The following is a 16,444-nucleotide window of genomic DNA, read 5'->3' on the forward strand; positions in this document are numbered from 1 at the left end:
CGGGATGGCTCCCCGGACGCCCGCCGGTTCCGGAGCACCGGTGGCCATCGTCGGGATGGCCGCGTTCTTCCCCGGCGCGAGGGACCTGGACGGCTACTGGCACAACATCGTCAACGGGGTCGACGCGATCGGCGACGTACCGGCCGACCGCTGGGACGGCGAGTTCTACGCGCCCGACGGGCCCCGGCGCAGCGACCGCGTGTACTGCCGGCGCGGCGGATTCGTCGACCAGGAAGCCGAGTTCGATGTCACGCGGTTCGGCATCATGCCCACCTCCGTGGCCGGCACCGAGCCCGACCAGCTGATCGCGCTGGATGTCGCCCACCGGTCCATCGAGGACGCCGGCGGGGACCCCGTGCTCCCCGCCGACCGGCAGCGCGCCGGGATCGTTCTCGGCCGGGGCGGGTATCTCACGCCCGGTCTGGTCCGGCTCGACCAGCGGGTGCGTACGGCCGGCCAGGTCGTCCGTACGCTCCGGGAGCTGGCGCCCGAGCTGGGCGAGGACAGGATCGAGGAGGTACGGGCGGCCTTCGCCGAGCAACTGGGCCCGGAACAGCCCGAGTCGGCCATCGGGCTGGTGCCCAATCTGGCCGCCTCACGTGTCGCCAACCGGCTCGATCTGCGCGGCCCCGCGTACACCGTGGACGCCGCCTGTGCCTCCTCGCTGGTGGCGGTCGATCACGCGGTCCGTGAACTGGCCGCCGGGCGTTGTGACGTGATGCTGGCGGGCGGTGTGCACCACTGCCACGACATCACCCTCTGGAGTGTGTTCAGCCAGCTCGGCGCGCTCTCGCCGAGCGAGCGGATCCGCCCGCTGCACGCCGGCGCGGACGGGGTGCTCATCGGTGAGGGCACCGGCATCGTCGTGCTCAAGCGGCTCGCGGACGCCGAGCGTGACGGCGACCGGGTCTACGCCGTGGTCTCCGGGACGGGAGTGGCCAGCGACGGCCGCTCCGCCAGCCTCTTCAACCCCGACCCCGGCGGCCAGATCCGCGCGGTGCGGCAGGCGTGGGACGCGGCGGGTCTCGACCCGCGCGCGGCGGACGCCCTGGGACTGCTGGAGGCACACGGCACCGCCACCGTCGCCGGTGACCGCGCCGAACTGACCACGCTCGCGGAGGTGTTCGGCCCGGCGGCCGGTGAACGGGCCGCCATCGGCTCGGTGAAGTCCATGATCGGGCACACCATGCCCGCCGCCGGGATCGCCGGGCTGATCAAGGCAGCGCTCGCGATCCACCACGGGGTGCTGCCCCCGACCCTGCACTGCGACGAGCCGAACCCCGCCCTGGACGGCACCCGGTTCGCCCCGCTGTCGAAGGCCAGGCCCTGGGCGGAGCCCGCCACCGGCGCCCCGCGCCGGGCGGGGGTCAACGCCTTCGGCTTCGGCGGCATCAACGCCCATGTCGTTCTGGAGCAGCCGGCCATGGCCCCGGCCGCGCGCACTGCCCGTACGACGGTGACCGAGCCCGAGCGGGTGCTGCGGCTCGCCGCGGCGAGCCCGGCGGAGCTGGCCGCGCTGCTGGACGCCGACGACTCCACGGTCCTGGCGGCCGGGCTCGACGAGCGCGCCCCGGCGGCGGGAGCGGCGGCCGGGCCGGTACGGCTCGGGATCGTCGACCCGACCGCGCGCCGGCTGAAGCTGGCACGCAAGGCCGTGAGCAAGGGCGCCGCCTGGCGCGGACGCAGTGATGTGTGGTTCAGCCCGCGCCCGCTGCTCGGCCCGGCCGGCGGCGGGCGGACCGCGTTCGTCTTCCCCGGCCTGGAAGCGGAGTTCGAGCCCCAAGTGGCGGGACTGGCCGCACGGTTCGGCCTCCCGTGGCCGACGGGCGAGGACGCCAGGGTCGGTGATGTGGGACGGCACGGAGCCGCGGTGTTCCAGCTCGGGCGCGTCCTCGACACCGCGCTGCGCAGGCTCGCGGTCGTGCCCGACGCGGTCGCCGGACACAGCGTGGGGGAGTGGACCGCCATGGCCTGCGGCGGCATCCACGCCGCCGACGAGGTGGACACCTTCCTCGCGGGCTTCGACCCGGACGCGCTGCGCGTTCCCGGCGCGGTCTTCGCCGTGCTCGGCATGCCCGCCGGGAAGGTGCTGGCCGAGCTGGGCGGACGGACCGATGTGGTGCTCTCGCACGACAACGCGCCGAACCAGTCGATGATCTGCGGCCCCGAGGAGGCCGTCGGTGAACTGGTCCTGCGCTTCCGGGCCCAGGGCGTGATCGGGCAGGTGCTGCCGTTCCGGTCCGGCTTCCACACCCCGATGCTCGCGCCGTACCTCGATCCGATCCGGCGCGCGGCGGAGACGTACACCCTCCATCCGCAGACCACCCCGGTCTGGTCCGCGACGACCGCCGCGCTCTACCCGGCCGAACCGGCCGCCGTACGGGAGCTGTTCGTCCGGCATCTGCTCGAACCGGTGCGGTTCCGCCTCATGATCGCCGCGATGCACGAGGCGGGGTACCGCGCGTTCATCCAGCTGGGCGCGGGGCAGCTCGGCTCGCTGATCGACGACACCCTGGCGGGCGAGGACCGGCTCGTCGTCTCCGCGCACTCCACGGCCCGGGACAGTCTGGCGCAGCTGCGCCGGGTGGTCACCGCGCTCTGGGTGGACGGCGCCGCGCCCGATGCCGCCCCGCTGCTGGGGCCCGTGAGCGCGGCGGCGGCCCGTACGGCGAGCGCGTCCGCGCGGCCTGCCAGGGCCGGGGTGCGGCTGGATCTCGGCGGGGCGCTCGTCTCGCTGCCCGAGCGGACCAGGAAGGCGCTGACCGGGATCGTTCCCCGGCCCGTCACCCCGGTCGCCCCCGCCGCCTCGCCCGCGCTCGCCGTCGCCGACGGAGGGGCGCTGGAACTGCTCGGCCGGGCCGGGGCGCGGTTCCCGGTGGCCGCCGAACTCGCCGCGCTGCTCAACGACACCGCGGCCGTCGCGAACCAGCTCATCGGCGCGGGCGCCGCCCACCGGCGCACCGCCCCGGCCCGCCGGGGACCCTCGACGCCCGCCCCCGCTCCGGCCGTGGCGCCTGTTCCCGAGGTGCTGCGGGTGGATGTCGACGCGATGCCGTATCTGCTCGACCACTGCTTCTTCCGGCAGCGCCCCGGCTGGCCCGACGAGGCCGACCGCTGGCCGATCGTGCCCGCCACCACGGTCATCGGCCATCTCATGGAGATCGCCGAACGCGTCGTGCCCGGAACGCGGGCCGTCGCCGTGCACGAGGTGCGGCTGCTGAAGTGGATCGAGGCCATGCCGTCCGTCGACGTACCGGTGGTGGTACGGCGGCAGGCGCCCGACCGGGTCGAGGTGAGCCTGACCGGCTACTCCCGCGCGGTGGTCGAACTGGCTCCGCGCCATCCGGCAGCGCCCGCGCCCTGGCCGGTGGACCCGGCCGCCGAGCGCGTCCCCGGGCTGCGGGCCGAACAGCTCTACAGCGAGCGGTGGATGTTCCACGGACCGCGCTTCCAGGGCGTCAGCGAACTGACCGCCGTCGGCGATCTGTCGGTCCGGGGCGTCATCACCGCCCCGGACGCCCCCGGCGCCCTGCTCGACAACGTCGGACAGCTCCTCGGCTACTGGATCATGGCGACGCTCACCGAGCGCACCACGGTCTTCCCGGTCGGGATGGACCGGATCCGCTTCCACGGGCCGGAGCCGACGCCGGGCGAACGGCTCGACTGCCTGATCCGTATCACCGAGGTCACCGACCTCACCCTCACCGCGGACATGCAGCTCGTCCATGAGGGCCGGGTCTGGGCGGAGTTCACCGGCTGGCAGGACCGGAGGTTCGACACCGACCCCAACATCCGCGCGGTGGACCGCTTCCCGGGCCGCAACACCCTCTCCACGGCCGAGCCCGAGGGCTGGACGAAGGTGCACGAGCGCTGGCCCGACCTGGCCACCCGCGAGCTGATCATGCGCAATATGCTCGGCGGCGCCGAACGCGCCGGCTATGACGCGCTGCCTCCCGTCCGCCGCCGTCAGTGGCTGCTCGGCCGGGTCGCCGCCAAGGACGCGGTCCGCGGACTGCTGTGGGGCGAGGGCGCGGACGAGATCTATCCGGCCGAGATCGCCGTACGCAACGACGAGACGGGGCGGCCCGTCGCCCACGGGGTGCACGGACGCGCGCCGGGCGAGCTGACCGTGTCGATCGCGCACTGCCGGGAGACCGGCGTGGCCATCGCCCGGCGCGGCGTGTGCGGGATCGACATCGAGGAGATCACCGACCGGCCGAGGTCCGCCGCCGAGATGGCCTGCGACAGCGGCGAACTGGCCCTGCTGGACGGGCTGGTGGCCTTGCACCCGGACAGCGGGCCCGGCTGGTTCACCCGGTTCTGGACGGCCAAGGAGGCCGTCGCCAAGGCACGCGGTACCGGTCTGCGCGGCCGGCCCGCCGACTACCGCGTGGTGGCCGCGGACGCGGCGAGGCTGCGCGTGGTGACCGAGGGCCGGGCGTACGAGGTGAGTGTGCGGCAGGTGGCCAATCCACCGGGACTGCCCGAACGGCAGTACATCGTCGCCTGGACGACCGATGACAACGAGACAGGAGAGTCTGATGAGCACTGAGGCGATCGGGATCATGACCACGGAGCCGCTGGACACCGATGATGCCGCTGTGCTGGCGGACATCACCCGCATGCTGCGCGAACTGCTGGAGGAGGACGGTCTCGACGACGCCGAGATCAGCCGGGAGACCACCTTCCACGACGATCTCGAACTGGAGAGCATCGATCTCGTGACGCTCGCCGGCGTCCTGCGCGAGCACTACGGGGACCGGGTCAACCTCGCCCTCTTCATCGCCGATCTCGAACTCGACGAGATCATCGCCCTCACCGTCGGTGAGCTGGCCGACTATGTCGCGACGTCGCTGCGCGCCAACGGGCAGGGCTGAGCCGATGACCAAGATACGCACCGGCGAGATCACCACACATGTGCAGCGGCTGCCCGCCGCCACCCGGCCCGCGGACGGGGGTGAGCCGGACGTCGTCGTGTTCGTGCACGGTCTGCTCACCGACAGCCTCGCCAGCTACTACTTCACCCTCGGCCCGGCCTTCGCCGCCGCGGGCTTCGACGTGATCATGTACGACCTGCGCGGCCACGGCCGCAGCGACCGGCCGGCCACCGGCTACCGTCTGGAGTCCTTCGTCGGCGACCTCGCCGGACTGCTCGACGCGCTCGGCGAGACCCGCCGGGTGCATGTCGTCGGCAACTCCTTCGGCGGGACGGTGGCCGCCGCGCTCGCCGCGTGGCACCCCGACCGGGTCGCCACGGTCACCATGATCGAGTCCGAGCCGCCGGTCGCGGAGTGGACCCGGCACATGGCGGACGGGCTCGCGGACGCCAAGAGCCAGCTCTCCCGCGAGGAGGTCATCGGCTGGATCTCGGCCCATCACGGCGCGCACACCGCCCGGCTCTCCCGGGGCGCGAGCCGCATCCTGCGGGTCACCACCCTCGCCGAGGACATCCCGGCCGGACGCGTCATCGACGACGATCTCTCCGCGCTCGGCTGCCCGGTGCTGGCCATCTTCGGCGACGAGTCCGGTCTGAGCGCCCAAGTCGGCTCCCTGGAGGCCAAGCTGGCGTCCTGCCGCACCGTGGTCCTCGCCGAGCAGGGCCACTCCGTCCTCGTGGAGCGGACCGAGGAGACCCGGGACCTGATCCTGGAGTGGATCCGGGACCACACGCTCGCCGGGGCGGTGCGGTGACCCGCTTCCTGCTCGTCGTCCCGCCGCTGGTCGGGCATATCAACCCGCTGGTGGGGGTGGCCGGTGAACTCGCCCAACGGGGGCATCCGGTGGCATGGGCAGGCCAGCCCGACCAGATCCGCCGGCTCGCCGGCCCGGAGGTCACGGTCTTCGACTGCCCCATGCCCGCGGGCGGACTGGTCAGGCCGCCGGAGCTGACCGGACCCGCCGCCTTCCGGTTCCTGTGGGAGGAGTTCTTCGTACCCCTGGCCGACCTGATGGCGCCGGGCATCGAGGCCGCCATCGACGCGTTCCGCCCGGACGTCGTCCTCGGCGACCAGCACGCCGTCGCGGGCGCGCTGATCGCGGAGCGCAGGGGCATCCCGTACGTCACCTCCGCGACCACCTCCGCCGAACTCGTCGACCCGCTGGCCGGGCTGCCCAAGGTGGCGGCCTGGCTCGGCGAACTGCTGGGCGGGCTGCGCGCACGGATCGGCGACCCGGCGGGCACGGCCGACCCGCGGTTCTCCCCGTACGGTGTCATCGCCTTCACCGGGCGCGAACTGCTCGGTGACGCGCCGCTGCCCTGGGAGCGGACGCATCTGGTCGGACCGGCCATCGCCCCCCGTGCCGACCGCTCCGACTTCCCGTGGGACGAGCTGGACCCGGGGCGTGCCACCGTGCTCGTCTCGCTCGGCACCGCCAACGCGGACGCGGGCGGCCGGTTCCTGGCGGAGGCGGTCACCGCGCTCGACGGGCTCGGGGACGCGGTACAGGGCGTGGTGGTCGACCCCGGCCATACGCTCTCATCGGCGCCACCGGGAGTCCTCGTACGCGCCCATGTCCCCCAACTCGACCTGCTGGCACGGGCCGACGCCGTCGTCTGCCACGCCGGGCACAACACCGTCTGCGAGTCGCTCTGGCACGGGCTGCCGCTCGTACTCGCCCCCATCCGCGACGACCAGCCCATCGTCGCGCAGCAGGTGGTCGACGCGGGCGCGGGGGTGCGGGTCCGGTTCAGCCGGGTGAACGCCGCCCGGCTGGCCACGGCCGTCGAAACCGTACTGGACAGCGCCGGCGGCCACCGCGCCGCCGCCGAGGCGATCGGCCGGTCCTTCCGCGCGGCGGGCGGTCAGGTCACCGCCGCCGGCCACCTGGAGCGGATCGCGGCGCGGCACACGCCCGCACCCGTACCCGCGACCCCCTGAACACCCCACTCCCCACCGGCGAACACCCCTCCCGACCAGCGAACCCGGACCTCCCATGACAACGGCTTCCGCTCCTCCCGCGCCGGCTGAGACCCCTCGGCCGGCCGCGCCGGCCCAGCCCCCTGAGCCGCCCGCGACACCCCCGCTGCGCGTACTGCTGCGCTATGCCCGCCCGCACCGCACGGTGCTGCTCGCCACCCTGCTGCTCGTGCTGGCCGCCAGCGCGGCCGGACTCGTACAGCCGCTGGTGGCGCAGCACGTACTGGACGGACTGAGCGACGGGCGCGGGGTGCTCGGGCCCGTGCTCCTGCTGGCCGCGCTCGTCGTCCTGGGCGCCGGGCTCACCGGACTCCAGTCCTGGTGGCAGCAGCGCACCTCCGAACGGGTGGTCCGGCAGATCCGCCGCGACCTGGTGTTCCGGCTGATCCGGCTGCGCGTACCCGAGCTGGACCGCCGTCCTCCCGGCGACCTCATCTCCCGCGTCACCTCCGACAGCGCGCTCGTCCAGAACGCCGCCACCGAAGGGCTGGTGCTGGTCTCCAACGGAGTGCTCAGCATCCTCGGCGCGGTGGTCCTGATGGGCGTGGTGCATCTGGGACTGCTCGGGGTCACCGCCGGCGTGCTGATCGCCGTCGCGCTGGTGATGGTGCTCGTCCTGCCCCGGATCCGTGAAGCGGTCGCCCGCGCCCAGGAGTCGGTCGGCGCGGTGGGCGCCGCACTGGACCGTACGCTCGGCGCCGCCAGGACCGTGAAGGCCAATGGCGCCGAGGGCAGGGAGACCGAGCGCGCCGGAGACGCCATCGAGGGCGCCTACCGCGCCGGACTGGCCGGGGCGCGCTATGTCGCGCTGGTGAAGGTCCTCTCCGGGGTGTCCATCCAGGCGGCCTTCCTCGCGGTGCTCGGCGTGGGCGGCGCGCTGGTGGCCTCCGGCGGCCTCGAAGCCTCCGCCCTGATCGCCTTCCTGCTCTACGTCTTCTATCTGGCGAGCCCGGTCGGCTCACTGGTCGCCGGACTGAGCATGCTGCAACAGGGGCTCGGCGCAGTCGGCCGTATCGAGCAGGTCAAGCACATGCCGGTCGAGGACGATGTGGACGAGCCCCGCGAACCACTCGCCGCCGTGGCCGCGCCCGGCGCGCCCCCGGTCGAGTTCCGGGACGTACGGTTCTCCTACCCCGGCCGCGCGCCCGCCCTGCGCGGAATCTCGTACACCGTCCCCGGCGGCACCCAGACCGCGCTGGTCGGGCTCTCCGGCGCGGGCAAGACCACGATGTTCGCCCTGCTCCAGCGCTTCCACGAACCGGAGGCGGGACAGATCCTGATCGACGGCGTCGACATCGCCACCCTGCCCCGCTCGGAGGTGCGCAGGCGTATCGCCTATGTGGAGCAGGAATCGCCGGTGATGGCCGGCACCATCGAGGACAATCTGCGGTACGCGGCGACCGGCGCGTCGGACGAGGACATCGCGGAGGTCCTGCGGCTCACCCGGCTCGACGCCCTGATCGGCCGGCTGCCCGACGGGCTGCGCACGGAGGTCGGCAACCGCGGCGTCACCCTGTCGGGCGGCGAGCGCCAGCGGCTGGCCATCGCGCGGGCCCTGCTGCGCCGGCCGGAGGTGTTGCTCCTGGACGAGGCCACCGCCCAGCTCGACGCGAGCAACGAGCGGGCACTGCGGGAGGCGGTGGACCAGGCGGCCCGGCGCTGCACCGTGATCCTGATCGCGCACCGGCTCTCCACCGTGACCGGCGCCGACCAGATCGTGGTCCTCGAACACGGCCTGGTGCGCGCCGCGGGAACCCACGCGGAGCTGGTCGAGGCCGATGTCCTCTACCGCGAACTCGCCTCCTCCCAGATGCTGGTGAGTGAAGGCAATGAGGACATCGGCGAATTGGCCGACGTGCCACGCTGACAAAGGGATACGGCAGTGGGGGCGTTCCGCCGAAGAAATCGGAACGCCCCCACTTAATTGATCCGCAGGCCGGTCGGCCGGTCGTTCCGTCAGCCGGTGAGGGCCTTCAGAGCGGCCAGATAACCGTCGCGGTGGCCCGCGGCGTTCGGGTGGTAGGACTCATTGATCTTGTCCCATTCCAGGCTGGTGACCCAGGTGGGACCGGACGAGCAGATCGTGTGCGGGTCGAATACCGGCCGGGCGTCCAGGAATTCGAAACCGGCGGCCGCCGCACGGCTGGACATGACGGAGGCCAGCGTGTCGGCCGCGGAGTTCAGCGCGGTACGCTCGGCGTCACTCAGTCCGAATATGCCGCAGGAACCTCCGATGGTGTAGAGCCGGGGATATCCGACGACGATGACTCTCGCGTTGGGCGCGGCGGCGCGCACCGCCGCGTAGGTCTGCGCGAGCGCGGGGGACAGGACGGACTGCGCCGCCTGCTTGGCCGCCTCGACCCCGTTGACGCAGTCGCGGTCGTCGATGGTGAGGATGCAGTTCGTCAGAATCTCGACGAAGCCGACGTCATTGCCGCCGACCTGCAGCGTCACCAGGGTGGTGTCCGCCGTGAGGCGCGGTATCTGGGAGTTGATCACATCGGTCGTGGTCGCACCCGAACACGACGCCTCGACGAACGCCACCGAGCTGTGCTGAGCCGCCCACAGCCGCGGGTAGGTCAGCGGCCCCCGGCGGCACGCGTCGTTGGGGTCGTCGTAGGTACGGGTGCCGGGAGCGACCGCGTACGAGTCACCCAGCGCCACGTACTTACCGTCGGCCGCGTAGGCCGTTGGCGAAATCGTGACCGCCGCGATGATTGCCAGAAGGACGGCGAACAGTGCCTTTATTGAACGCACGGAGATGCTTCTCCAGGAGTGGGGGGACAAGGACCCCACTTGGATAGCAGTTCACGGCGGCGAGTGATGAGGGATTCAATGAAAAACTGATGACGATTCAGATGTCAGATGGATGGCGGTGGCCACCAGTCCCCGTTCCGCGATCCAACGGCCCTGGAATTCACCGATATGACGGCCATTCACGAAGGGGCCCGGTACCAGAAGCCTTGCCTGAAAGGTCCGTTCGACCGGATCGATGTCGATCTCCGCCTCGGAGAAGTCGAGTTCGCGCCCGGTGAGCGGATACCACACCTTGAAAACGCTCTCCTTGGCGCTGAAAATCAGCCGGTCATAGCTGACGCCGGGGTGACGCTCGGTCAGCGACGCGATGCGCGTCCGCTCGGCCGGCAGCGCGACGACCTCCAGCACACCTTCGGGCAGCGGCGCGTCGGGCTCCGCGTCGATACCGAGCGCCGCCGTCCCCTCGGCCCTGGCCACGACCGCGGCGCGGTAGCCGTCGCAGTGCGTCATGCTCCCGACGATGCCCTCCGGCCACTGCGGCGCCCCGCGCCGGTTGGGCAGCAGCGGTACGGGCCGCTGCCCCAGACGGCGCATCGCGCGCCGGGCCAGGAACCGTACGGTGGTGAACTCCCGCTGCCGCTTGGGGACCGCGTTCGCCACCAGCGCCTTCTCCTGCGGGAACAGCTCCTCGCCCGGCTCGCGCCCGTCGTCGTAGGCCGCCTCGGCCGCGACCTCGGCGGGCAGCACCGCCCCGATCACCGGGCGGCCTGTCCGGCCGGCTCCGGCAGGATCTGGCGCAGCGGCTCCCGGGGCGGGCGTTTGCGCCACTCGCGCGGATAGCCGATCGACACCTCCTCGAAGCGCACCCCGTCGTGCCGGGTGACCCGGGGGATGTGCAGATGGCCGTAGACCACGGCGGCGGCGCGGAAGCGCACATGCCAGTCGGCGGTCAGTTCCGTACCGCACCACTGCGCGAACTCGGGGTAGTACAGGACGCGGGTGGGGTCACGGACCAGCGGGAAGTGGTTGACCAGCACCGTACGCAGGGACGGATCGACGGCCGACAGCCGGCGCTCGGTCTCCTCGACGCGCGACCAGCACCAGGCGTCGCGGCCCGCGAACGGGTCGGGGTGCAGGAAGTACTCGTCGGAGCAGACCACGCCGGCCTCGTGGGCCAGCCGCAGCGACTCCTCCGTCGTGGTGGCGCCCGGAGCCCGGAAGGAGTAGTCGTAGAGCACGAACAGCGGAGCGACCGCCACCGGCCCCCCGGCGCCCCGCCACACGGGATAGGGGTCCTCCGGGGTGGCGATGCCCAGCCCCCGGCACAGCTCCACGAGATGGAGATAGCGCTTCTCGCCGCGCAGATCGCACGGATCCTTCGGGTGGGTCCACAGCTCATGGTTGCCCGGAGCCCAGATCACCTTCGTGAACCGCTCGCTGAGCAGCCGCAGCGCCCACTCGACATCGGTGTACTTCTCGGCGACATCCCCCGCGACGATCAGCCAGTCGTCGTCCGAGGTCGGGCGCAGTTCCTCGACCAGCGCGCGGTTCTCGTCGTACACGACATGCAGATCGCTGACGGCGAGGAGTTTTCCGTCGGGCACAATACCGTCCTTATCGGTCGGGCTCGAACGCCGTTGTTCGGACCGGTGGCGCTGACCCTTCGAGATTACGCGGAAGCGGGCGGCGACGCCTCAGCCGCCGGTCACCAGCCGCTCGCCGTCGGCGGCCGGCCGGGGGGAGCCGTGGGCGCGGGCCGCGTGCAGCCGCGCGTAGGCGCCCTGTTCGCGGATCAGTTCGTCATGGGTGCCGCGCTCCACGATCCGCCCCGACTCCATGACCACGATGACATCGGCGTCGCGGATGGTGGACAGCCGGTGGGCGATGACGAAGCTGGTCCTGCCCGCGCGCAGGGTGTTCATCGCGCGCTGGATCAGCACTTCGGTACGGGTGTCGACGGAGCTGGTCGCCTCGTCGAGGACCAGCACGGCGGGCCGGGCGAGAAACGCCCTGGCGACCGTGATCAGCTGCTTCTCGCCCGCGCTCACGCCGGCCGACTCGTCGTCCAGGACGGTGTCGTAGCCGTCCGGCAGCGTACGGATGAAGCGGTCCGCGCAGGTGGCGCGCGCGGCGGCGACGATCTCCTCACGGGTGGCCCCGGCATGGCCGTACGCGATGTTCTCGGCGATCGTGCCGCCGAACAGCCAGGTGTCCTGGAGCACCAGACCGAACTGCGCGCGCAGCTCGTCGCGGGTCATCGCCGCGATGTCCGTCCCGTCGAGCAGGATCCGGCCCTCGTCCACCTCGTAGAAGCGCATGAGGAGATTGCCCAGTGTGGTCTTGCCGGCCCCGGTCGGGCCGACGATCGCCACCGTACTGCCGGGCTCCACGGTCAGGGACAGGTCCTCGATCAGCGGGGTCTCGGGCGAGTAGCGGAAGCCGACACGGTCGAACTCCACGCGTCCGGTGACCCGTTCCGGCCTGACGGGGTCCTTCGGGTCGGGGCCCTGTTCCTCGGCGTCGAGCAGGGTGAAGACCCGCGCGGCGGAGGCGATCCCGGACTGGAGACGCCCGGCGACGCTGGCGACCTGCACGATCGGCTGGCTGAACTGCCGGGAGTACAGGATGAACGCCTGTACGTCGCCGAGCGTCAGCGCGCCGCTCACCACCTTCCACGCGCCCACCACCGCCACCACCACATAGCCGAGGTTGGCGATGAACATCATGGCGGGCTCGATGGTGCCCGAGGCGAACTGGGCCTTGGCGCCCGCCCGGTACAGCGCTTCGTTGTGCGCGTCGAACCGCCGCTCGGCCTGCTCGCGCCTGCCGAAGCCCTTGATCAGCGAGTGGCCCGTATAGACCTCCTCGACCTGCGCGTTCATCGAGCCGGTGGCCGCCCACTGCTCGGCGAACCGGGGCTGGGCGCGCTTGCTGATCCAGGCGGCGAGCACCCCCGACACCGGCACGCTCGCCAGCATGATCAGTGCCAGGGACGGCGAGATCACCAGCATCAGGATGAGCATGGTGACGATGGAGAAGACCGAGGTGATCAGCTCGGCGAGGGTCTGCTGAAGGGTCTGCTGGAGATTGTCGACATCGTTGGTCGTACGGCTCAGCACCTCGCCCGCGGGATTGCGGTCGAAGTAGCGCAGCGGCAGCCGTCCGAGCTTCTCCTCCGCCCTCTCCCGCAGATCGAAGACCACCCGCTGGACGACGGACGCGACCAGCCGGCCCTGCGCCAGCATGAACAGCGAGGCCGCGACGTACAGCACGAGCAGGAGCAGCAGCACGCGCCCGACCGCGTCGAAGTCGACGCCCCCGGTGGTCACCCCCGGTGACGCGCCGCCGGATCCGTCGAGGAGACCGTCGACGATCAGATCGGTGGCCCTGCCGAGCAGCAGCGGGCCGAACGCGTTGAGTGTGATCCCGCCGATGCCCACCAGGAGGGCGACGGCGATCCGGGGGCGGTGCGGCCGGAGCAGGCCGAGGAGCCGGCGGCCGGGCCCGCGGGACTCAGTGGGGCTGGGGCTGGCCGGCGAGACCATGAACGGTCTCCTCCTCGGTGAGCTGGGAGAGGGCTATCTCGCGGTAGGTGGCGTTGTCGCGCAGCAGTTCGTCATGGGTGCCGGTGCCGACGACGCGCCCGCCGTCGAGGACCACGACGCGGTCGGCGTACCGGACGGTGGCGACCCGCTGGGCGACGGTGATGACGGTCGACCGCGCGATCTCCGGCGCCATCGCGGTACGCAGCGCGGCGTCGGTGGCGTAGTCGAGCGCGGAGAAGCAGTCGTCGAAGAGATAGACGTCGGGCCGGCGCAGCAGGGTGCGCGCGATGGAGAGCCGCTGACGCTGGCCGCCCGACACATTCGTACCGCCCTGGGAGATCTCGGCGTCGAGCCCGCCGGGCATGCGCGCGACGAACTCGGCGGCCTGGGCGATCCGCAGGGCGTGCCACAGTTCGTCGTCCGTGGCGTCCGGGTTCCCGAAGCGGAGGTTGGTCGCGACGGTCCCGGAGAACAGATACGGCTTCTGCGGTACGAAGCCGACGGCCCGGCTGAGGACGTCGGGGTCCAGTTGCCGTACGTCGACGCCGTTGACCCGTACCGACCCCTCCGTGGCGTCGAACAGCCGCAGCACGAGGTTGAGCAGTGTCGTCTTGCCGCTGCCCGTGGAGCCGAGGATCGCCACGCTCTCCCCGGGGCCCGCGGTCAGATCGATCCCCTGGAGCACCGGCTTCTCCGCGCCCGGGTAGCGGAACTCCGCCCCGCGCAGCTCCAGTCGGCCGACGGCGTCCGCCGTGGCCGCCACCGGCTCGGACGGCGGGGTCACACTCGTCGGCGTCGCCAGAATCTCCTGGATACGCGCGGCGGACACCTTCGCGCGCGGCACCGACAGGAACACGAACGCGACCATCACGACCGACATGAGGATCAGCGAGAGATAGCTGAGGAACGCGCTGAGCGCGCCGATCCGCATCGCCCCGCTGTCGATCCGGTGGGCGCCGGTCCAGAGGATGGCGACCATGAACCCGTTCATCAGCAGCAGCACCACGGGCAGCATCGACGCGATGAGCCGGCCGACCCGCCGCGAGACCTCGAACAGCTCCGTGCTCGTCCGGGCGAACCGCTCGCGCTCGTAGCCGTCCCGTACGAAGGAACGCACCACGCGCACACCGGTGATCTGCTCGCGCAGCAGCCGGCCGAGCCGGTCGAGATACGTCTGCATCCGCTCGTAGAACACGCCCATCCGGGCCAGCAGCAGCCCGAACGCCACGGCGACGACCGCGATGAGGACCACCAGGATCAGCGCCAGCGGAACGTCCTGCTGAAGCGCCAGTACGACGCTCCCCAGACACATCAGGGGCGCGGCCACCACGATGCCGAAGCCCGACTGTGCCAGCGTCTGCACCTGCTGCACATCGTTGACCGTGCGGGTCAGCAGCGACGGCGTACCGAAACGGCCCACCTCACGGGCGGAGAAGTCCAGCACCCGGCGGAAGACGACCCGGCGGATGTCGCGTCCCATCGCCATCGCGGTACGGGACGCCAGGGACACCGCGCCGATCGCCGCGGCGACCTGGACGAGCGCCAGCGCGACCATGACCGCGCCGAGGCGCGCGATATAGCCGCTGTCCCGGGCGACGACACCGTTGTCGATCAGGGCGGCGCCGAGCGTCGGCAGCAGCAGGGTGCCGAGGATCTGGATCAGTTGCAGAAGGACCAGCAGGGCAGCGGCTCGCCGGTACGGGCGCACATGGGTGCGCAGAAGTCTGAACAGCACGGAAAGACGCTCCGGTTGACAGAGCCGGCCCGAACGCCGACGCACACAGTGCACCGCATCGAGGTCCCGAAAATTACTAGTGTTCCGCCACTCCGTGCCTTCCCGGCTCCGCTCCGACTCAGGAATTCCCTAGTAAGCACGGGTTTTCTTGACACCGTGGTCGGCGGCTTGCGAGCGTGCCGATGTCTATCGTCCGGACAGAAGCGTATTCGATGCAAGGTCGTCGACCGAGCTCTGCGTTTGGGCGGTCTCTCCGTGGTCGAGAAGGGGTTGGTATGACCAAGCGTGCGCTGATCACCGGAATTACCGGGCAGGACGGTTCTTATCTGGCCGAGCATCTCCTGTCACAGGGCTACCAGGTTTGGGGATTGAACCGAGGGCAGGCCAACCCGCGAAAGTCCCGGGTCAGCCGTCTCGTCTCCGAACTCTCGTTCGTGGACGGCGACCTGATGGACCAGGGCAGCCTGGTCTCCGCCGTCGACACCGTGCAGCCGGACGAGGTGTACAACCTCGGCGCGATCTCGTTCGTGCCGATGTCGTGGCAGCAGGCCGAACTCGTCACCGAGGTCAACGGCATGGGCGTGCTCCGTGTCCTTGAGGCGATCCGGATGGTGAGCGGCCTCAACAGCTCGCGCACCGCGGGAAGCGGCCAGATCCGCTTCTACCAGGCGTCGTCCTCGGAGATGTTCGGCAAGGCCGCCGAGACTCCGCAGCGTGAGACGACGCTGTTCCACCCGCGCAGCCCGTACGGCGCCGCCAAGGCGTACGGGCACTTCATCACCCGCAACTACCGTGAGTCCTTCGGGATGTACGCCGTTTCCGGGATGCTCTTCAACCATGAATCCCCGCGCCGGGGCGCGGAGTTCGTGACCCGGAAGATCTCCCTCGCCGTGGCCCGGATCAAGCTGGGACTGCAGGACAAACTGCACCTCGGAAACCTCGACGCGGTACGTGACTGGGGCTTCGCCGGCGACTATGTGCGCGCGATGCATCTCATGCTCCAGCCCGACGAGCCGGACGACTACGTGGTGGGCAGCGGCTCCATGCACTCGGTACGGGACGCGGTGCGCATCGCCTTCGAACACGTGGGCCTGGACTGGCAGGACTACGTCGTCATCGACCCCGAGCTGGTCCGCCCCGCGGAGGTGGAGATTCTCTGCGCGGACAGCGAGCACGCCCGTACCAAGCTGGGCTGGAAGCCCAGTGTCGACTTCCCGGAACTGATGCGGATGATGGTCGACGCCGACCTGAATCAGGTCTCCCGGGAACACGAATACGGGGACCTTCTGCTGGCCTCCAACTGGTAGCGGAACGAAGGACCGCGGAGGACTAGGGAATTCCCGTAGCGGTCCGTACGACACTCGCCACATGGCTTCCCGCTAAACGGCTGCGAAGCCATGTGGCTTTCTTTTATCGCATTGCACGGCGAGCGCGAGATGCCCCGCGTGATTCATGTTCGGCCGCTGGCTGTCGAGATGGGTTGAGTTGAG

The 16,444-nt window shown here is 71.3% G+C and carries 11 protein-coding genes; 6 read left to right on the plus strand and 5 right to left on the minus strand.

Features of this window, described 5'->3' with window-relative positions:
* Positions 1-4: 4 nt before the first annotated feature.
* From ACFRKB_RS26045 to ACFRKB_RS26065, 5 genes are read left to right on the plus strand one after another with little or no spacing between them, the layout of a single operon-like run.
* Positions 5-4,552 carry a beta-ketoacyl synthase N-terminal-like domain-containing protein gene (locus ACFRKB_RS26045; protein ID WP_383108845.1) on the plus strand — a complete coding sequence of 1,516 codons (4,548 nt, stop codon included), beginning with the start codon at positions 5-7 and terminating at the stop codon, positions 4,550-4,552.
* On the plus strand, positions 4,542-4,877 hold the full coding sequence (locus ACFRKB_RS26050) for an acyl carrier protein (protein WP_365970585.1): 336 nt from the start codon (positions 4,542-4,544) through the stop codon (positions 4,875-4,877). The genes ACFRKB_RS26045 and ACFRKB_RS26050 overlap by 11 nt, the downstream gene beginning before the upstream one ends.
* 4 nt (positions 4,878-4,881) lie before the next feature.
* Positions 4,882-5,691, plus strand: a complete 810-nt coding sequence (locus tag ACFRKB_RS26055) for an alpha/beta fold hydrolase (RefSeq protein WP_383108847.1) — start codon at positions 4,882-4,884, stop codon at positions 5,689-5,691.
* The gene (locus ACFRKB_RS26060) at positions 5,688-6,878 is read left to right on the plus strand and encodes a glycosyltransferase (protein ID WP_383108848.1); all 1,191 of its coding nucleotides are present in this window, start codon (positions 5,688-5,690) and stop codon (positions 6,876-6,878) included. The genes ACFRKB_RS26055 and ACFRKB_RS26060 overlap by 4 nt, the downstream gene beginning before the upstream one ends.
* 55 nt (positions 6,879-6,933) lie before the next feature.
* Positions 6,934-8,784: an ABC transporter ATP-binding protein gene (locus ACFRKB_RS26065; RefSeq protein ID WP_383108849.1), complete on the plus strand. Its 1,851-nt coding sequence runs from the start codon at positions 6,934-6,936 to the stop codon at positions 8,782-8,784.
* Between the two features lie 89 nt (positions 8,785-8,873).
* Here ACFRKB_RS26065 and ACFRKB_RS26070 read toward each other — a convergent pair whose 3' ends face one another.
* The 5 genes from ACFRKB_RS26070 to ACFRKB_RS26090 form a co-directional block, all read right to left on the minus strand.
* The gene (locus ACFRKB_RS26070) at positions 8,874-9,674 is read right to left on the minus strand and encodes an SGNH/GDSL hydrolase family protein (protein WP_383108850.1); all 801 of its coding nucleotides are present in this window, start codon (positions 9,672-9,674) and stop codon (positions 8,874-8,876) included.
* A 75-nt stretch (positions 9,675-9,749) separates the two neighbouring features.
* Positions 9,750-10,433 carry a 4'-phosphopantetheinyl transferase family protein gene (locus tag ACFRKB_RS26075; protein ID WP_383108852.1) on the minus strand — a complete coding sequence of 228 codons (684 nt, stop codon included), beginning with the start codon at positions 10,431-10,433 and terminating at the stop codon, positions 9,750-9,752.
* Positions 10,430-11,278: a metallophosphoesterase family protein gene (locus ACFRKB_RS26080; protein WP_383108853.1), complete on the minus strand. Its 849-nt coding sequence runs from the start codon at positions 11,276-11,278 to the stop codon at positions 10,430-10,432. The genes ACFRKB_RS26075 and ACFRKB_RS26080 overlap by 4 nt, the downstream gene beginning before the upstream one ends.
* Before the next feature lie 90 nt (positions 11,279-11,368).
* Entirely contained in the window at positions 11,369-13,219 is a 1,851-nt protein-coding gene (locus tag ACFRKB_RS26085; protein ID WP_383108854.1) for an ABC transporter ATP-binding protein, read from the minus strand.
* On the minus strand, positions 13,188-14,954 hold the full coding sequence (locus tag ACFRKB_RS26090) for an ABC transporter ATP-binding protein (protein ID WP_383108855.1): 1,767 nt from the start codon (positions 14,952-14,954) through the stop codon (positions 13,188-13,190). The genes ACFRKB_RS26085 and ACFRKB_RS26090 overlap by 32 nt, the downstream gene beginning before the upstream one ends.
* 275 nt (positions 14,955-15,229) lie before the next feature.
* Between ACFRKB_RS26090 and ACFRKB_RS26095 the strand changes: the two genes are divergently transcribed.
* Positions 15,230-16,261 carry a GDP-mannose 4,6-dehydratase gene (locus ACFRKB_RS26095; RefSeq protein WP_383108857.1) on the plus strand — a complete coding sequence of 344 codons (1,032 nt, stop codon included), beginning with the start codon at positions 15,230-15,232 and terminating at the stop codon, positions 16,259-16,261.
* The last annotated feature ends 183 nt before the right edge of the window (positions 16,262-16,444 follow it).

The sequence above is a fragment of the Streptomyces scopuliridis genome (assembly GCF_042790125.1).
GTDB lineage: Bacteria > Actinomycetota > Actinomycetes > Streptomycetales > Streptomycetaceae > Streptomyces > Streptomyces scopuliridis_A.